The 16,204-nt window shown below is 39.5% G+C and carries 16 protein-coding genes; 9 read left to right on the top strand and 7 right to left on the bottom strand.

From position 1 onward, the window contains the following. Window positions 1-31: 31 nt before the first annotated feature. Complete coding sequence (locus tag JG479_RS03520; RefSeq protein ID WP_200219969.1) at window positions 32-1,987, bottom strand: TonB-dependent receptor domain-containing protein; 1,956 nt, start codon at window positions 1,985-1,987, stop codon at window positions 32-34. Between the two features lie 108 nt (window positions 1,988-2,095). Then, window positions 2,096-3,010 (bottom strand): LysR family transcriptional regulator, encoded by a 915-nt coding sequence (locus JG479_RS03525; RefSeq protein ID WP_039485164.1) that lies wholly within the window; start codon window positions 3,008-3,010, stop codon window positions 2,096-2,098. A gap of 230 nt (window positions 3,011-3,240) precedes the next feature. Here JG479_RS03525 and JG479_RS03530 point away from each other — a divergent pair, with 230 nt between their 5' ends. Next, a complete protein-coding gene (locus tag JG479_RS03530; protein ID WP_200219970.1) occupies window positions 3,241-4,347 on the top strand; it encodes a hypothetical protein in 1,107 nt (368 codons plus the stop codon). Between the two features lie 118 nt (window positions 4,348-4,465). Here the strand turns inward: JG479_RS03530 and JG479_RS03535 are convergent, their stop codons facing one another. Then, window positions 4,466-5,065, bottom strand: coding sequence for a short chain dehydrogenase (locus JG479_RS03535; protein ID WP_200219971.1), 600 nt, complete (start codon window positions 5,063-5,065; stop codon window positions 4,466-4,468). 137 nt (window positions 5,066-5,202) lie between these two features. Between JG479_RS03535 and JG479_RS03540 the strand changes: the two genes are divergently transcribed. The 4 genes from JG479_RS03540 (at window position 5,203) to JG479_RS03555 (ending at window position 8,576) form a co-directional block, all read left to right on the top strand. After that, window positions 5,203-6,099, top strand: coding sequence for a LysR family transcriptional regulator (locus tag JG479_RS03540; RefSeq protein ID WP_200219972.1), 897 nt, complete (start codon window positions 5,203-5,205; stop codon window positions 6,097-6,099). Between the two features lie 216 nt (window positions 6,100-6,315). Further along, the gene (locus JG479_RS03545; protein WP_010553117.1) at window positions 6,316-7,608 is read left to right on the top strand and encodes an amidohydrolase; all 1,293 of its coding nucleotides are present in this window, start codon (window positions 6,316-6,318) and stop codon (window positions 7,606-7,608) included. Between the two features lie 235 nt (window positions 7,609-7,843). Further along, entirely contained in the window at window positions 7,844-8,257 is a 414-nt protein-coding gene (locus tag JG479_RS03550; protein WP_002958070.1) for a GFA family protein, read from the top strand. Between the two features lie 97 nt (window positions 8,258-8,354). Next, the gene (locus tag JG479_RS03555; RefSeq protein WP_024605837.1) at window positions 8,355-8,576 is read left to right on the top strand and encodes a hypothetical protein; all 222 of its coding nucleotides are present in this window, start codon (window positions 8,355-8,357) and stop codon (window positions 8,574-8,576) included. On the opposite strand, the gene JG479_RS03560 is transcribed toward JG479_RS03555, so the two are convergent. Next, on the bottom strand, window positions 8,565-9,761 hold the full coding sequence (locus tag JG479_RS03560) for an MFS transporter (protein WP_149614744.1): 1,197 nt from the start codon (window positions 9,759-9,761) through the stop codon (window positions 8,565-8,567). The two genes, JG479_RS03555 and JG479_RS03560, sit on opposite strands and share 12 nt — an antisense overlap. A gap of 106 nt (window positions 9,762-9,867) precedes the next feature. Here JG479_RS03560 and JG479_RS03565 point away from each other — a divergent pair, with 106 nt between their 5' ends. After that, complete coding sequence (locus JG479_RS03565; protein WP_039485120.1) at window positions 9,868-10,659, top strand: AraC family transcriptional regulator; 792 nt, start codon at window positions 9,868-9,870, stop codon at window positions 10,657-10,659. A gap of 36 nt (window positions 10,660-10,695) precedes the next feature. Here JG479_RS03565 and JG479_RS03570 read toward each other — a convergent pair whose 3' ends face one another. From JG479_RS03570 to JG479_RS03580, 3 genes are all read right to left on the bottom strand, one after another. After that, window positions 10,696-12,756, bottom strand: coding sequence for a TonB-dependent receptor (locus JG479_RS03570; RefSeq protein ID WP_200219973.1), 2,061 nt, complete (start codon window positions 12,754-12,756; stop codon window positions 10,696-10,698). A 74-nt stretch (window positions 12,757-12,830) separates the two neighbouring features. After that, window positions 12,831-13,487: a YoaK family protein gene (locus JG479_RS03575; RefSeq protein ID WP_200219974.1), complete on the bottom strand. Its 657-nt coding sequence runs from the start codon at window positions 13,485-13,487 to the stop codon at window positions 12,831-12,833. 29 nt (window positions 13,488-13,516) lie between these two features. Then, window positions 13,517-14,206: a substrate-binding periplasmic protein gene (locus JG479_RS03580; RefSeq protein ID WP_200219975.1), complete on the bottom strand. Its 690-nt coding sequence runs from the start codon at window positions 14,204-14,206 to the stop codon at window positions 13,517-13,519. 123 nt (window positions 14,207-14,329) lie between these two features. Between JG479_RS03580 and JG479_RS03585 the strand changes: the two genes are divergently transcribed. From JG479_RS03585 to JG479_RS03595, 3 genes are all read left to right on the top strand, one after another. Beyond that, complete coding sequence (locus JG479_RS03585; RefSeq protein ID WP_149602184.1) at window positions 14,330-14,578, top strand: TIGR03643 family protein; 249 nt, start codon at window positions 14,330-14,332, stop codon at window positions 14,576-14,578. Between the two features lie 76 nt (window positions 14,579-14,654). Beyond that, window positions 14,655-15,032, top strand: a complete 378-nt coding sequence (locus JG479_RS03590; RefSeq protein WP_200219976.1) for a hypothetical protein — start codon at window positions 14,655-14,657, stop codon at window positions 15,030-15,032. Between the two features lie 23 nt (window positions 15,033-15,055). Continuing rightward, window positions 15,056-16,138, top strand: a complete 1,083-nt coding sequence (locus tag JG479_RS03595) for an endonuclease/exonuclease/phosphatase family protein (RefSeq protein ID WP_200219977.1) — start codon at window positions 15,056-15,058, stop codon at window positions 16,136-16,138. Window positions 16,139-16,204 lie beyond the last annotated feature (66 nt).

The raw sequence follows: 16,204 nt of genomic DNA on the forward strand, positions 1-16,204 counted from the left end.
TTGAGCCTTAAATTATTACTGAGCTTTTAAATTAAAAAACGTACGACGCGCTTAACTTTACATTGCGACCTGCTTCGTAATCTTGCACGGTGTCGCTTGAGTATGACGCGTGTGAGTAATAGGTTTTGTCAAAAATATTTTCAATACCTAAGGTCATGCTAAGTGCTTCAAGCTGACTTGGTAGCCACTGCATGCTGATGTTATGAACTTGATAGCCTACTTTATGGATATCAGCACCGCTTGATACCGAATCATCCGTTCTGTTAATTAGGCTGGTCCAGTTAAACTTTAAATCATACTGCGGGACTTCGTAGCCTAAATTTAATGAAATACTATCGCCTACTTCGTAGCGTAATTGTTCATGCGTTTCTAACTGTTCTGAATCAGATTTCGAGTAGCTTAAACGCGCACTAAAGAGCGCTTTACGAAGTGAAAACGTGGATTCAAAGCCATCAATATCGTAATCGCCTGAATTTGCGTACGTACCAATTGGGCGACCTTTACCTATAGCCCAGTTATCTATGTAATCTTCAATGCGGGTTTTAAACACATTAAGTGAAAAGCCTAAAGAATCTAAGCCCAATACATTACGTTCTTTGAAGGCAAATCCGATGGCGTTATTTACACCTGTTTCTGCTTTTAGGTTTTTATCAAAGTTAGTGCTGTAATCAACGTAACTTTCACGAAGGCCAGGCCCTTGAAATAACTCAGTAGAGCTTACGCTTATGCTCCAGTTATCATTAACAAGGTATTTAGCAGCTAAACCAAACGTTAGTTCGTTCCACGATTTATTTAATGAATCGTTAGTACCAGCAGAGTACATATCTACTTTAAAATAGTTGTAGCGCACGCCTGGGGTCACAAATAACTGTTCGGTTAGGGCTATTTCGTCTTCAATATAAATAGCATGAGAGTCAGCTGTGTCTTTGTTAGTTTGAACGTGGTTTGCAATACGTTTTGATACTTGCTCATAGCCTTCACCGCCGTAGCGCAATGTATGGTTAAAGCCAGCAAGAGCAATTTTTGAAGTGGCAAGCGCTGTGTAACCTGTATGCTCAGAGTTGCCTTCTGTGCCTAATGCAATATAGCTCAATTCGTTACGGTAAACGCTGGCACGCAGAGTAATTGCATCGCCTTTATTTAGCTCATAAGCAAGTGATGTACTTGTGCGAGTGTAGTCAATATCTTCTGTTTTAGCGTTTGAGTCTTCAGCAAAGCCAGCACCAAAGTTAGTTTTTACGTAGTAATCGCCTTCGTCGTTATATCTATCGTAAGAAAATACTAAACGATTGCTTTCGTTTACATCCCAACCAAGTTTGAATATTCCGTCAATTGTACGACCTTCGTTACCGGTTACTTCTTTGCCATTGCCGTTTTCAAAATTATTTCTGTCTGTTGAGGTGTAGTAGGCTAAGGCATCAACATTATCAGTTAGTTGGCCATATAATGCGGCAGAGCCTCCAGCATAGTCGTTAGTGCCTAAATTTGTATATAAACGAGCACCAAAACCTTGCCCTGGCTCTAGTAAATCTTTAGCGTCTTTGGTTTCAAAGGCAACACCGCCTGAAAGGCCTCCGGTAAGCACTGAGTTAGTACCTACTTTTATATCAACCGCTTTTAAAATATCAGCGTTAATTAATAAGTTACCCGAGTGATGAAACATGTTGTTGTTTTGGCTAATTCCATCAACGGTAATATTTAAATCTAGGTCGTCAACGCCACGAATATTAATGCCTTGCACTATTGAATGCGAGCCACCCACATCAATACCAGCTTGGTCGCGTAATAAGTCGCTTAAGTGATTTGCTTGTTTTCTTTCAATGTCGTCTTGTAATAACGAATTGTTAGTAATAGTTGTGCCCCATACTTCGATTGTTTCTGATGTGTTGGGAGTCTGTTCGGCCAAGCTAGCGAATGACATACTGGCGCATAAAGTACTGACAATAAGAGGGAGAGACTTTTTATTAAATGGGAGCATATTTATCATTGTTGATCTTTTATTTAATTTTTAACATTATTAAGAATGATTCGTATTAAATAGATCGTAATGGTGAATGGCAATTCAAAGAATATGCTCATAATGAATAGCGGTTATTTATATTTTAAATACTTTGCTTTTAACTAGCTCTCTAAACCATTGGCAAACAGGATCATTATGATGGCGTTGATGCCAATATAAATAGACTTCATCGTGCTCTAAATCTAGTTCTGGAGGGACCACTCTTGCAACTACATCATGATGGCGACAAATATCATTAGCAAAATGGTCCGGTACAAAAAATATTAAATCGGTATTTTGTGCAATGGTGCCAATACTATAAAAGTTTTTTAAGCGTATTGGCGTATTAACATTATCAATCCCAAGTGCTGCAAAGCAGTGGGCAATAGAAAGTGACTTTTCTCCCTGAATCGATATTTGTCCAAAGTTACAGTTACGTAATAATTCAATATTCAGCTTTGTATTAGCTAGTGGATGAGTACTTGCCATTATTAATTTAAAGTCGCGTTCAAACAACGCTTGGCGATACAGTTTGTCCTCAGAGCTTGTAGGCTTGTGCCCTGTTATTACAAAATGAGTTTCGCCTTTTAGTAAATCTGAAAATTGCGGTTTTGGTAACGTGTCTATTTCAAGAGTGATATTAGGTGCTTGTTCGCGCACATCTTTAATAATGGTTTCTATTAGTAAGTGCATTTGTGGTGGCAAGCCAAATAACTTAATAATGGCTTGGCTGGTTTTAGCATCAAAGGTTTGCTTATTAACCAGTGTTTCGACCATATTCAAAATAGAGTTTAAATCTTGCTGAATCGACTGTGCTTTAGGCGTTAGTTCATATCCACCGGCCATTCTAATTAGTAATGGGTCGTCAAATAAACTACGTAACTTACTTAAAGACCGACTAATTGAAGGTTGGCTCATACCTAACGTCAACGCAGTATTACTAATGTGTTTTTCGTTTAATAGCTGTTTTAAAATAATGAGTAGGTTTAGGTCGAGCTGATTTAAATTCATAATTTGGTTTTATAATTAGCCTGTATTACAAGCTGTTATCCTAGCATTTATATTTGAGAAGTACGTATAGGTCTTTTATTTTTAGGAATTTAAACATGACTCTTAAAAATGAAAAACAACGTTAATTATATATGAAATGTATAAAGTGATTTGCTATTTACCCTGATTATCAAACCTTAAAGTAAACAATATACTGGTTGTATCAAATTAAACTAACAGGATACAACACAATGAAACCACTTTATTTTGCAGCAGCGCTGCTAGCAACAGGGTTTTTTAATAGCGCATTAGCTGAGCCTACAAAACCAGAATTATTAACGCCTGAGTTATTAGTCGATTTACCTAATACCTTTAATTCGCCAGCCAGTAGCGATATGGATAAAGAGGGCAATGTATATATTACCTCGCCAAACTTTCATAACGATGCACTGATTAAAATTGGCGAGATGCAAACACCTGCTGCGCCCCGTATAGGCATGCTTGATAAAAATAACAATTTTAGTAATTGGTATACTTTTACTAAACAAGATATGGCGCCATCAACAGGTAAAATTGCACCTATGGGAATTGCATTCGGCCCAGATGGCAATGCTTACGTAGCTGATATGCAAATGTGGTTTGATGGCAGTTATAAATCGCGAATACTACGTATTAATGTCGTAAATGGAAAAGCTGTAAGCACGGATGTTGTTGTAACAGGGTTATTATTTCCTAATGCAGTGGTATTTAAAGGCGATGATCTGTTTATTTCAGAAACAGTATTAAAGCTTGAAGGTACTAAGCAGTTAAGTGGTGTGTATAAGGTTGGCATGAGTGAGTTAAATGATCAAAAACCAGCGCATATAAAACCTTTTTTAAGTACTCAAAATCATGACTCACATCTGTTTGATACATTTGCCTCTAACGCGACACTTAAGTTTGGCGCTAACGGCCTAACATTTGATGGAGAAGGTAATTTATACACTAGCATTATGGAAGATGGCAGCGTAATTAAAACCACTATGAACGAGCGCAATGAAAAAGTTAAAACAGAGCTATTTGCAAAAGGCCTAGTTGCAACCGACGGTTTAAAGTGGGACAAGCGTACTAACAAAATTTATATTACAGACTTATTTGCTAACGCTATTTATAGTATTGATATGCAAGGTAAATTAGAGTTACTGGCACAAAATGGCAATACCACAGGACTTCATGGGGAGCTTGATGCTCCATCTGAATTAATTGTTCGTGGTAAAGATATTATTATTATGAATTTTGACGCCGTGTTCGACAGTCCTAATATGGTTAACAAAAAAGCTGACAATCCACATACTTTATCGGTAATTAAGCTTAAATAACAGATTGCTAGCTGTTTAAAGTTACTAATTTAAATAGCTGCTTAGAGCAGCTATTTTGATAACAGGGCTTCAATTAATAACCTGGTTGAATTGTTACATCAAGCAATCTGCTTTAGCTCTAAATATAGTCGACTACATCAAAAGCTTTACCTGTTTGGTTACTGTCAATTGCGTGTCTAAATGCTTTAGCGGTATCAGCTGCGGTTATACCATTGGTGCTATCCATACCCATTATCTCCATCGTTTCCTTTACAAAATGAGGACTTACGGTATTTACGCGTAATATGCCTTCAAGTTCTAATGCCGCCGCTTTAGCGAATGAATCTAGCGCTGCATTTACCATGCTTACAGCTGCTGAACCAGGCGCAGGATTTTGTGCTAAAAAGCCTGAAGTAAAAGTAAAACTACCGCCTTGATTAATGTACTTAGTTGCCACATGAAATAGTGTAATATTACCCATTAATTTATTACCTACAGTTGTTGTGTAATCTTGCTCACTTATCTCGTTTATAGGTGCGAAGGCAATTAAACCTGCAGTAGATATAACCGCATCAACATTTCCTACTTTTTTAAATAATGCTTCTATAGAGGCTTTATCTTGAATGTCTACCGTGTGTTCGCTGTTTTTAAAGCTCGCTTTAATAACTTGATGATCATGAAGGTCTGCCGCTATTGCTGCCCCGACTATGCCTGATGCGCCTATTAATAATACTTTCATTTTTATTACCTTTAACAATGTATTTTGTGAATGTAAGGTAATAATAAACTCATCAGTAAAGGTGAAAAATAACAAATAAATAATATTATTTGTGATATTTTTAGAATAATAGCCAAGTGTAATTTAGCGAGTAAGTAATGGATTTATTAAAATCAATTCAGGTATTTGAGCAAGTAGCCCAGCAGCAAAGCTTTAGCCGCGCTGCCGAGAGTTTAAATTTAGTGCCCTCAGCCGTTAGCAGGCAAATTAACGAGCTTGAAAAATGGCTCGATATTAGGTTAATAAACCGTACTACACGCTCATTAAGTTTAACCGAAGACGGTAAAGCATATTTACTTAAGCTCAGTGATATTCGTGCACAAGTCACCGAACTTCGCCGCTCCAAAACACAGCTACAACAAATCAAAGGGCTTATAAAAATTACAGCTCCCATAATGATTGGGCAATATATGCTGCCGGTTGCATTAGCTGAATTTAAAGATCTGCATCAGGGCGTTGATTTAGCAATTTCACTTATGAATCGTAAAGTAGAGCTGGTGGAAGAAGGCTTTGATTTAGCTATACGCGTAGGGCACTTAAACGACTCAACAATGGTCGCGCGTAATATTGGTAATATGCACTTTAAAACGGTAGCAAGCCCTCACTATATTAACACTCACGGCATGCCCAGTACGCCTAAAGATCTTAAAAACCATCAATGTTTAATAAATACCGCAGTAACTAATGCCAAGCGATGGTCGTACTTAATTGACGGAAAAAGCACAGTAATAAAAGTAGCTGGTAGCCTTGAAGTTAACGATTCTCAAAGCTTAAAAGCCTTTGCTATAGCTAATCAAGGTATTGCTCAGCTGCCTAGTTTTTACGTTGATGCGGCAATTCAATCCGGTGAGTTAATAGAAATATTAAGCGATTATGTGCCAAGCCCATTACCCGTGAATTTACTCTATCCATCGCAACGTTTATTAAGCCCAACTGTCCGCGCTTTGGTGGACTATTTAGTGCCATTTTTAAATCAACAAAAGCAAAAGTGGTAGGCTTAATTAGCGCTAAAACTTCAAACTAAAAATAGATAAAACCAGTGAAAAGTGAAGTGGCCCTTCATAGTTGGGCATCTAGCTTAAATGGGATTGATTATTGTAGAGCCTTCAGTAATAGTGGTTATAGAGCAAACTAATTATGTTCTCAATAATACATAAGGGCTCGTGCTCATCAATATTATAAAACCAATAAATATAATAAGGACAAACAGGATGAAAAAATCACTAATTTCAATAGCGTTGGGCTTTGCTGCCCTTAGTGCGTTTAATGCCAATGCAAACATTGATCAGCAAGTGAAAAAGGTAGAGCAACAGGTTATTGATTGGCGACGTGATTTTCATCAAAACCCCGAGCTTGGAAATCGCGAAACCCGCACAGCAGGTATTGTCGCTAAGCACTTAAAGTCGCTGGGTATGGAAGTACAAACAGGGATTGCTTATACAGGTGTTGTGGGGCTATTAAAAGGTGCAAAGCCTGGCCCGACAGTAATGCTACGCGCAGATATGGACGCGCTGCCAGTTACTGAAAAAGCAGATGTTGATTTTAAATCAACTAAAACCACTAATTACCGTGGTGTAGATGTAGGCATAATGCATGCTTGTGGGCACGACACGCACGTTGCTATGCTAATGGGCGCTGCACAAGTGCTTGCAAACATGAAAGATGAGCTACACGGTAATATTATGTTTGTATTTCAGCCTGCAGAAGAAGGCGCACCTGAGGGGGAAGAGGGTGGCGCTGAGTTAATGCTTAAAGAAGGCATATTTAAACAATACAAACCAGAGGCTGCTTTTGGGTTACACATAACATCTAGTTTGCACAGCGGTAAAATTGGTTATAGAAGTGGCCCTGCAATGGCCAGTGCAGACCGATTTGAAATAACTGTACATGGCAAGCAGGCACATGGCTCTGCACCGTGGACTGGGGTTGACCCCATTGCCGCAGCTGCGCAAATAGTAACAGGCGTAAATCATATTGTTAGTCGTCAAATCAACATTACCAAAGAGCCCGCTATTGTCTCGTTTGGTAAGATAGCGGGTGGGGTACGTAATAATATTATTCCTGAAGAAGTCGAAATGGTAGGCACAATTCGTAACTTTGATATGGATAACCGAGCACAAATATTTGAAAAAATAAAAACCACAGCCACGCACATTGCTAAATCGTCAGGTGCTACTGCAGAGGTACACATTCACGAAGGTTATCCGGTAACGATTAATAACCCAAAGTTAACTGCGCAAATGTTACCTAGCCTTAAAAAAGCAGCAGGTAATGGAAACGTAGTTGAAATGGGAAAAATAACCGGCGCAGAAGACTTTTCGTTTTACGCATTAGAAGTGCCGAGTGTGTTTGTATTTTTAGGCGGCACACCAAGTGAGCAAGATTTAAATACAGTGGCTAGTAATCACTCACCTTATTTTTATGCCGACGAATCATCGTTTAAAGTAGGCACTAAGGCGCTTAGCCTGTTAGCTGTTGATTATTTAAACGCACATAAAAGATAGCTTAAACACACCACGTTACGCTATTAGCTTAACGTGGTATTGCTGTTTGATTTAAAACATCGGATCATGTTTTTAGCACTTGCTCAACTTTTAAAAAATCACTCTCAAAAATTAAAAATCTAACCGAACATACACATGAACCGGCGAGCAGTTTTTTTATATTTTAAAAATAATGAATCGATATTGCCGGTCTTATATCTCGATTCAATCTTCATAAGCATTAAGGATTTAAATAATGGAAATTACTGGAAGCTGTTACTGTGGTGAAATTAAATACCAAGCAAAGTCTCAAAATAACAACGCACTTGTTTGCCATTGTAGCGATTGCCAACGTATGTCGAGCGGCCCATTTAGAGCAGTTATAATTGCAGAGCCAAATTCGGTCGTGTTTACCCAAGGTGAGCCAAAAGAGTTTGTTAAAACAGCGCAAAGCGGTAACAAGCGTGCGCAAGGTTTTTGTGGCACATGTGGTACAACACTTTATGCAACTAACGAAGCTAAAACTGACCGTGTATATGGCTTGCGTATTGGTGCAGTTGATCAGCGTGATCAGTTTACGCCAACAGCACAAATTTGGGCTAAGTCAACATTGAGCTGGTTGAGCGGCTTACACGAAGTGCCTGCGTTTGATACAACCCCACAAAACTAGTTAGTTGGGGTTATCAGTATTACTTTTTTAGTAAGCGGTTTGAAATTTATTTAACCAAATGACTGTCTACTTATAAGTCAGTCATTTGGAGAATAATATGTGTAGTTCACCTAAAAGCAGCCGAGCAGTGAAAAAAACAGCCATTAGTTTTAATGATGAGCTTACTCAAGAGCAGCGCTTGCGTTTTGCTGCAAAAGCTAATTTAGCACAAGAGCGCCGTGAACAGCGCGAAGCAACTAATAAACGCTATGAGCAAAAGCACGCGAGTAGTAAACCTTCGTCTGGTTTATTTTCGTGGTTACAGCAGCTAGTTAGCTGATTTAGCTAAAGTAGTGTTTTTACCACTGCCCAAACCACATAAAGCACACAGTACTCCGGCAATAGCGCACAACCACAATGGCGCACTCCAACTGCCTGTTGTAGTGTGTAATGCACCAGCTAGCATAGGACCAATAGCCGCGAGCAAATAACCTACGCTTTGCGACATACCTGAAAGCGACGCTGCTTGTTGCGAATCATCGGTTCGTAAACTAATAAACGACAGCCCCAATATAAAACACGCTCCAGAGCAAAAACCCAGCATTAGGGTCCAAACAAAAGCAAAGCTAGGCATGTAAAGCAGCCCCAAAGCACTGAGTGCACTCAACATGGCTAAAATAAAGCTAAGCGCGCTTTGATCTTTTAATTTGGCAAGTAACGGAATTAATATTAAACCCGGTAATGCAGTCGCTATTTGAAAAGCCCCATGATAAGCACCTGCTTGAGTAGCTGAGTGACCGGTTTCGGTTAATATGCTTGGTAACCACGTAATAATTATATAATTTAAAAACGAGTTTAAGCCCAGCAGTAGGGTAATTTGCCATGCTAGTAAATAACGCCATACACTTTTTGACGTGTCGGTGTGTTGAGCAATACTGACAGGTTTTGTGTGCTTACTTAATTGCGACATCCATACAATAATACTCGCCAAAGTAATAAGAGCTGATGAGCCCAGCGCAAGTTGCCATCCTAATCCGTTTAACTGACTAAGCGGAAATACTAAAGTAGAAAACCCACCCGATACCACGCCCATAGTAAGCACGTAGGCTGAGGTCATTAACGCAACCTTTGCAGGGAAGTCGCGCTTAATTAAACTTGGTAATAATACGTTTGCGATGGCAATGCCCACACCAATAATAGCGGTGCCTACAAAAAGCATAGCTGAGGTATTTATTACCCGCGCTGCAACCCCTGCAAGTATAAATAACAAAGCCACAAACAAGGTGCGCTCTAACCCTTGCTTTTTAGCAAGAGTTGCGGCCATTGGCGATACAACCGCAAAGGCAATGAGTGGCAATGTTGTTAAAAAACCAGCTTGCGATGCGCTAAGCCCAAAGTGATTAATAATTTGTTCAAGCACAGGTGCAATACCTGTAAATGTGGCGCGTAAATTTGCGGCAATAAGTAATATGCCAAGCACAAGTAATATGCCAGCAAAGCGTGATTTAGGTGTGTTATTTAACAAAAGGGAAGACCATTAAAGCTAATACTTAATGGGCGCTAGTATAAAGGCTTAGCAAAAACTATAATTTAGAGATAATGACATTAAATAACTAAAAACAGACAAAACTATGTTTGATGCAATTGGTTGGGACGACATTAAAAATTTTGAAACTATGGCGCAGCCCATAATAGCCAAAATAGAGCATGCCCATGCAAGTCACGAAATACCACTACATACTCATCCAAAAGGGCAATTAATTTTAGCGCTACATGGTTATGTAACGTGTGAAGTGTCGGCAAAAATGTGGATGGTGCCTACGCACAGTGCAATTTGGATCCCAGCACAAAAGGTGCATAGTAATAGGGCGTCTGATAACGCGCAGCTTTGTCATTTATTTATTGATAGTAGTAAAAACGGTATGCCGTTAAATACCTGCACGTTAGCCATTACGCCGCTGGTTAAAGAGCTAATGTGCGAGTTGGCTGGGCATAATCAGCACTATACTTTAAATAGTAAAACAGCGCGTTTAGCTCAGGTGTTATTTGATCAACTTATTGATATGCCCGTACAACCACTTGATTTTGTATTATCTAAAAACGAGGTAATTCAAACTATGAGCGATCAGCTTATAAACAAGCCAAATAACCGAAAAACACTACCACAATGGGCTAAGCAGTTTGCATTAACAGAGCGTACATTAGCGCGGTTAATTAAAAAAGAAACAGGCATGACATTTGGAAAATGGCGTACGCAATTGCATATAATTACAGCCTTAAAAGCGCTTTCTGATAAGCAAAGTGTGCAGCAGGTGTCGGAGTTATTAGGGTATGAGTCGGTGAGTGCATTTATTACTATGTTTAAAAAGGTAATGAAAAAGTCGCCCATGAAATACATGAGCGACTTAAATCAGCTAAATTAGCTTAGCTCTTAAATAAGTTTAGTCCTTAAATAAGCACTACCACGTATAAGTTGCCGAAAGCATCGCGTTACGTGGTTTGCCAGGGAAGTATCTGTCACCGGTGAAACTGGTGTAATCGGCGCGCTCCGCATAAGCCTCATCAGTTAAGTTAATAATACGAGCAAGTAGCTCAAGATTATTAGTAACTTGCCACTGAGCGCGCAGGCTTAAAACATCATGCCCTTGGTATTTATTTAAGTTTTCTGGGTCGGTGTAGTAGTTACCAACGCGGTGCCACTGCAAAGCAAATTGCGCGTTGTTTAATGCCTGCCATGTTAAATCGATATTAGCAATATTACGCGGCGCGGTATCTATGTCGTTGCCGTTTATATTTAAACCGTTAAGTATTTGGTTGTTAGTATAAGTATGCTTTGCGTGAGTGCCTGCAAAGTTAAGCGCAAGCGACTTGGTGAGCTGGTAGTTAAGCTCAAGCTCAATACCACGATGACGAGAGCTGCCATTATTTACCGTAAAAAAGTCGCTATCGCGGTAAATCGTATTGTGTTTACTCATAGCGTAAACCGACACGCCATAACGTAGTTTTTCGTAAATCCCTTTAATACCCAGCTCTGCGTTATTCGCTATTTCGGCGCTTAAATTTGCAGTGGTTTGCTCGCGTTGTAATTGGTATAGCTCAGCCGCTTGTGGCGCTCTGTAACCGCGAGAAAAGTTTGCATAAAGCGTGTTATTTGTATTGTACTGATAACTAACCCCAAGCTTTGGCGATAGATTACTAAAACTATTTTTTCCACTTTCAGGGCGGCTGTATCGGCAGCCACCAAAGCCGCATTCTGTGCCATCGTCTTTTGTTCTACCTGCTAGCATATTATTGGTGTAGTCGTACTGCATATGCTCGTAGCGCACACCTACGGTAAGTAACCACTTATTTAATTGCCAATCAACCGATGCAAAAGGGGCATAAAGTGTGGCGTTTACATCGTAATCGTAATGCTTACCTTGTGGCACTGTAGCAACTAAAAATGCAGAACCTTGAGTGGGCTCATTTTGGCTTTGAGTAAAGTCGGCTTGCGTGTATTCGCCATCAAGCCCTAGGTTTATTTTTATATTACTTTGTAAATTATGTTGATAAAGCGATTGCACACCAAAGCCGGTTTGGCTGTTTGTTTCAAGCGGTGTGCCGGGTAAAAAGTGCTTAAAAAAGTCCATGTTTTGGTCGCGAAAATATAACGTAGTAGAGAGTACATCATTGTTATTTAATTGCCATGTTGCATTGCTCCATGCTCTAAATGCGCGTGCTTTTCTAAATGCGTCAGGGTCAAAGTTTTTTTGCGCGAGGTCTTCGTTTTTATAGCTTTCAAAGCCTGTAATAAATCCAGCCGTTTGCTGATCAAGATTTGTATAAGTAAGGCCTGAGGTAAGTAATAAATTATTATTTGAATAGCGATGGCGAATATTTACTTTTTGTTGCTCTACGCTTTCGTCGTCGCGGTAACCGCTATCGTCGGTAACACTTGCGTTAATGCCGATACCGCTGTTGCCGTAATCTTGTCCTGCGCGTAATTTGTAGCGAGCATAACCGTATGAGCCATAATCTAAGCCTACTAAGCCACCGCCTTGTGTGGTGTCGGGCGTTATTACATTAATAACACCATGCACGGCGTTTGAGCCATAAAGTGCAGAGCCAGGGCCTTTTAGTACTTCAATGCGCTGCGCCATTTCGCTGTGCGCCTCAAATAGCTCGTTTATGTTACAAAACCCAGCGGCTCTCAGTGGTATGCTATCCTCCAAAGTCAATATGCCACCACAAGCGCCAGCGCCCGAAAGTACCGGAGAGCGAAGTGCGGGTAAGTATTCTTGGCCATTTCCGCGTTGAATATTAGCTCCTGCTACACGTTGCAGGGCTTCTTCAATATGGGTAGGCGCTATGCTATTTAGCTGCGCTTCGCTGAGTGTACTTATTGATAAAGGGAGTGGGGTAGATAGCGCTTCAATACGTGATGCCGTAGTTGTTATGGTTTCTATTGCATCGTTGTTTTGATTATCAGCAAACGCAGCGTGGCTAAAGGGTAATATCAGCGGCAAAAAATAAGGTTTCATACATTCCTTGAAAGTAATCTATATTGCATTGCCTCTATAATATGCGGTTTTAATATGCATTTAAACTTGTTGCGTTAAAGCGTACGCAGCCTATAAATCCGATACGTAATTGATAAAACAAAACAAGCCACAGCAGGAACCACCAAAGCCAGCACTAAGTAATGCTTAAATAAAACGTAGCCGGTTATACCGCCTAGTAAAAAGCCTGCAATAATGAGTAAAAACATAACGCCTTTACGGATATCAAATTGCTCACCTTTAAGCGCTTTGCCTAGCATTAAACCAAGGTCAGTAAAAATACCGGTTAAATGTGTCGTACGTATAACTGCACCACTGTAATTAGTTGCTAGCGCATTTTGTAACCCACACGCAGCAGACGTTAAAACAATGGCGTATACGAATGTGTTTTTGAGTAAATAAGCACTCGCAAGTAGTAGCAATCCTTCAATAAAAAGCAAAGTGTCGTAATGACGACCAAGTTTTAATGAGCCACCAGAGAGCAAAAAGCCCGACAGTGCCGAACCCAACATAAAGCTAACAATTATTGAAAGTAACAATAAGGCAGTACTGGGATTAGTTATTGCTTTAATACCAAGTAAAGTAACAGAGCCAGATACATGCGAAATAGCCTGGTGCTCAAACCCTAATAAGCCTACAGCGTTTACTATGCCCGCTATAAATGCGAGCGTAAACGCGCCATATTCAACCCACTTTGGTAGTTTTGTAAACATTGGTTATCTCTTAACGTGTGCAGTGTTAATTATTGAGTTTGTGCTTTAAAACGCTTTATTTGCTCATCAACTAATTTTGTATCTATTACGCCACGCTTAAAAGCAATGTAAGTAGGAAACGTAAACTCATTGAACTGCCTAGCGTATACGTTTTTAAATTCCTTTGAGTACCACAAACCCGCTTGATAGTTAGTTATTGCGTATTCAACGCGTTTTTTTTCTAGCAGCTCAAAAGTGTCTTTAGTTGAAAGTGAACGAAGCAGATTATTCTCATCAAGGCTGTACTTTTTAGCAATAACCTCAGGCAAAGCAACGCCGCGTAGCATCGCTATTGGGGTATTTGATAAATCATCAGTGAGCAATTTATCTTTGTTTAAAGCAAATAAACCATACTTAGTAGTATGCAAGGGCACGCTTGTAAAATCTAAATACTTTGCTCGCTCTTTTGTATTGGCCAAAGAGAAATAGCAGTCGTAGTAGCCCAGCGCCATTTCTTTTTTTACGCGCGCCCATGGCAGATGAATTACGTCAATTTTAAGATTTAAATTACGCTCAATAAAGGTTAAATATTCAATATCTAAACCTGTGAACGTATCGCTTTTCTCATCAAATATAGTAAAAGGCGGGTAGTGAGTTGTTACGCAGCGCAAAGTATTACTTGGCGCTGCAAGTAATAATGAAGGTAAAGTTAAAGCTAAAAACAGAAATATTGCGCGCATAAATAAAAATTCGATATCTTTTAAAATACATATATTGAACGCCAATTATACAGTTACTGAGCTTAATTGCATTGATCTAAGTATTTTTACTTAGCGTATAAGTTAAATTTTGTGAGATATACCATGTTTAACGCAGAGCAGGAGTCACGCATTATCGAAATGGCGTGGGAAGATAGAACCCCTTTTGAGGCAATAGAGCAGTTATACGGATTAAAATACCCACAGCTGGTGGTATTTATGCGCGAACATATTTCAAAAGGCAGTTTTAAAGTGTGGCGTAAACGCCATGCTGGTCGTAAAACAAAACACTTAAAATTACGCGATCCCGCTATTATGCGAAGCCACTGTAAAACACAATATAAACAACGTTAAATAAGTGTAAGCTGTTTCATATGATGTTCAGCCGTGTTTGTTAATCTTTAGCTATTAATTATGCTAGAGATTATTTATGAGAGCACTAACATACACAGCACTAACATACACAGCACTAATAGCATTGGCTTTATGTTCAATAAGCGCAGACGCAAAACCGCATAAAGATAAGCATGGTCATAAACACGGCCATAATAAGCATCATTCACATAAACACAATGACAATGACTACCTTTCTAAAAAAGAGGCAAAGCAGTTAATTCGCGCAGGTTGGACGCCACCAGGGCTAAGTAAAAGCTACCACCGAGGCGACTATTTAGATCGTAAATTATATAAACGAGGTAGAGTGATTGAACGCTCTAGAGATAATGGTACAGTGAGTATTGAAATAGACCGTACAGTTATTCACATGGTGCACGACACCCGAGAAATACTTTCAATTTTAAGTCGCTAAACTAACTTTATAAGGATATTAAAATGCTCATTGCGCTGGCTATAATTATTGGCTTTTTTTTATTGGTTACCTTGTTGCCTATGTCGTACAGCCAGCATTACTTAGTGCGTAGCTGCGACTTTGTGCGCTTACAAGTATTTTATATTGCCAGTTTTGTAGCCGTTACATCGTTGTTTTTATTATGGCAAAGTAGCGCAATAGGTTATGTATTTATAGCCTTAACCTCATTACTTATAATGATTTTACAAGGTAAATGGATTTACCCGTATACGTGGCTTGCTAAAAAAGAAGTGCAAAGCGCACCAAAGCATATAGACCACAGCGTACGAATTATGTCGGCAAATGTACTGATGTCGAACCATAAAAGCGAGCAGCTAATTAGCCTTGTAGATGAGCACCAACCCGACCTACTTATTACACTTGAGAGTGATAGCTGGTGGGAAAATAAATTATCAGTCATTAAAAAAAATTACCCGTATTACATAGAATGCCCTAAAGATAATCGTTACGGCATGCACTTATACAGCAAGTTTAAAATACTCGATGCACAAATATGTGAGCTAATAGAAGAAGATATTCCTTCAATTCATATTCTGTTTGAAAACAATGAAGGCCTGCAAATGCAAGGTCACTTTATTCACCCCGCACCACCAAGCCCGACAGAGGAAGACTCATCACGTCCGCGCGACTCTGAGCTAATAATGGTGGCTAAAGCACTTAAAAGCCCAACACGACCTACCATAGTTGCCGGAGATTTAAACGACGTAGCATGGTCGCGTAGCACCCGTTTGTTTATGCAGATAAGTGGCTTTTTAGACCCTCGAAAAGGCCGTGGTTTTTATAACACCTTTCATGCAAGTTACTTTTTTATGCGTTGGCCGCTCGATCACTTATTTCACAGCGAAGGATTTAAAGTAAAGCGTATTAAGCGCTTAGCTAAGTATGGCTCTGATCACTTTGCGCTACTGACTGAGCTTTCTTACGAAAACGCTAATCAGCAATCATTAGAAGATAAATCCGATGAGCTTAAGCAAGAAGAAATTCAAGAGCTTGCTATGAATAATGCAGATAAGCGAAAAGTGCCGAGGTTTGAGGAAGAGTTATAGCTATTAGGCAGTGTAGGTCGGATAAGTGGCGAAGCCACGCCATCCGACAAAAATAATGAATTGGCT

Source organism: Pseudoalteromonas sp. LC2018020214 (assembly GCF_016598755.1).
GTDB classification, from domain to species: Bacteria; Pseudomonadota; Gammaproteobacteria; order Enterobacterales; family Alteromonadaceae; genus Pseudoalteromonas; species Pseudoalteromonas distincta.

Excerpts from the sequence above, each read along its gene's own strand:
- JG479_RS03575 (WP_200219974.1), bottom strand. The coding sequence starts at position 13,487 with ATGTTTACAAAACTACCAAAGTGGGTTGAATATGGCGCGTTTACGCTC.
- JG479_RS03535 (WP_200219971.1), bottom strand. The coding sequence starts at position 5,065 with ATGAAAGTATTATTAATAGGCGCATCAGGCATAGTCGGGGCAGCAATA.
- JG479_RS03570 (WP_200219973.1), bottom strand. The coding sequence starts at position 12,756 with ATGAAACCTTATTTTTTGCCGCTGATATTACCCTTTAGCCACGCTGCG.
- JG479_RS03590 (WP_200219976.1), top strand. The coding sequence starts at position 14,655 with ATGAGAGCACTAACATACACAGCACTAACATACACAGCACTAATAGCA.
- JG479_RS03540 (WP_200219972.1), top strand. The coding sequence starts at position 5,203 with ATGGATTTATTAAAATCAATTCAGGTATTTGAGCAAGTAGCCCAGCAG.
- JG479_RS03520 (WP_200219969.1), bottom strand. The coding sequence starts at position 1,987 with ATGATAAATATGCTCCCATTTAATAAAAAGTCTCTCCCTCTTATTGTC.
- JG479_RS03530 (WP_200219970.1), top strand. The coding sequence starts at position 3,241 with ATGAAACCACTTTATTTTGCAGCAGCGCTGCTAGCAACAGGGTTTTTT.
- JG479_RS03550 (WP_002958070.1), top strand. The coding sequence starts at position 7,844 with ATGGAAATTACTGGAAGCTGTTACTGTGGTGAAATTAAATACCAAGCA.
- JG479_RS03595 (WP_200219977.1), top strand. The coding sequence starts at position 15,056 with ATGCTCATTGCGCTGGCTATAATTATTGGCTTTTTTTTATTGGTTACC.
- JG479_RS03525 (WP_039485164.1), bottom strand. The coding sequence starts at position 3,010 with ATGAATTTAAATCAGCTCGACCTAAACCTACTCATTATTTTAAAACAG.
- JG479_RS03580 (WP_200219975.1), bottom strand. The coding sequence starts at position 14,206 with ATGCGCGCAATATTTCTGTTTTTAGCTTTAACTTTACCTTCATTATTA.
- JG479_RS03545 (WP_010553117.1), top strand. The coding sequence starts at position 6,316 with ATGAAAAAATCACTAATTTCAATAGCGTTGGGCTTTGCTGCCCTTAGT.
- JG479_RS03585 (WP_149602184.1), top strand. The coding sequence starts at position 14,330 with ATGTTTAACGCAGAGCAGGAGTCACGCATTATCGAAATGGCGTGGGAA.
- JG479_RS03565 (WP_039485120.1), top strand. The coding sequence starts at position 9,868 with ATGTTTGATGCAATTGGTTGGGACGACATTAAAAATTTTGAAACTATG.
- JG479_RS03555 (WP_024605837.1), top strand. The coding sequence starts at position 8,355 with ATGTGTAGTTCACCTAAAAGCAGCCGAGCAGTGAAAAAAACAGCCATT.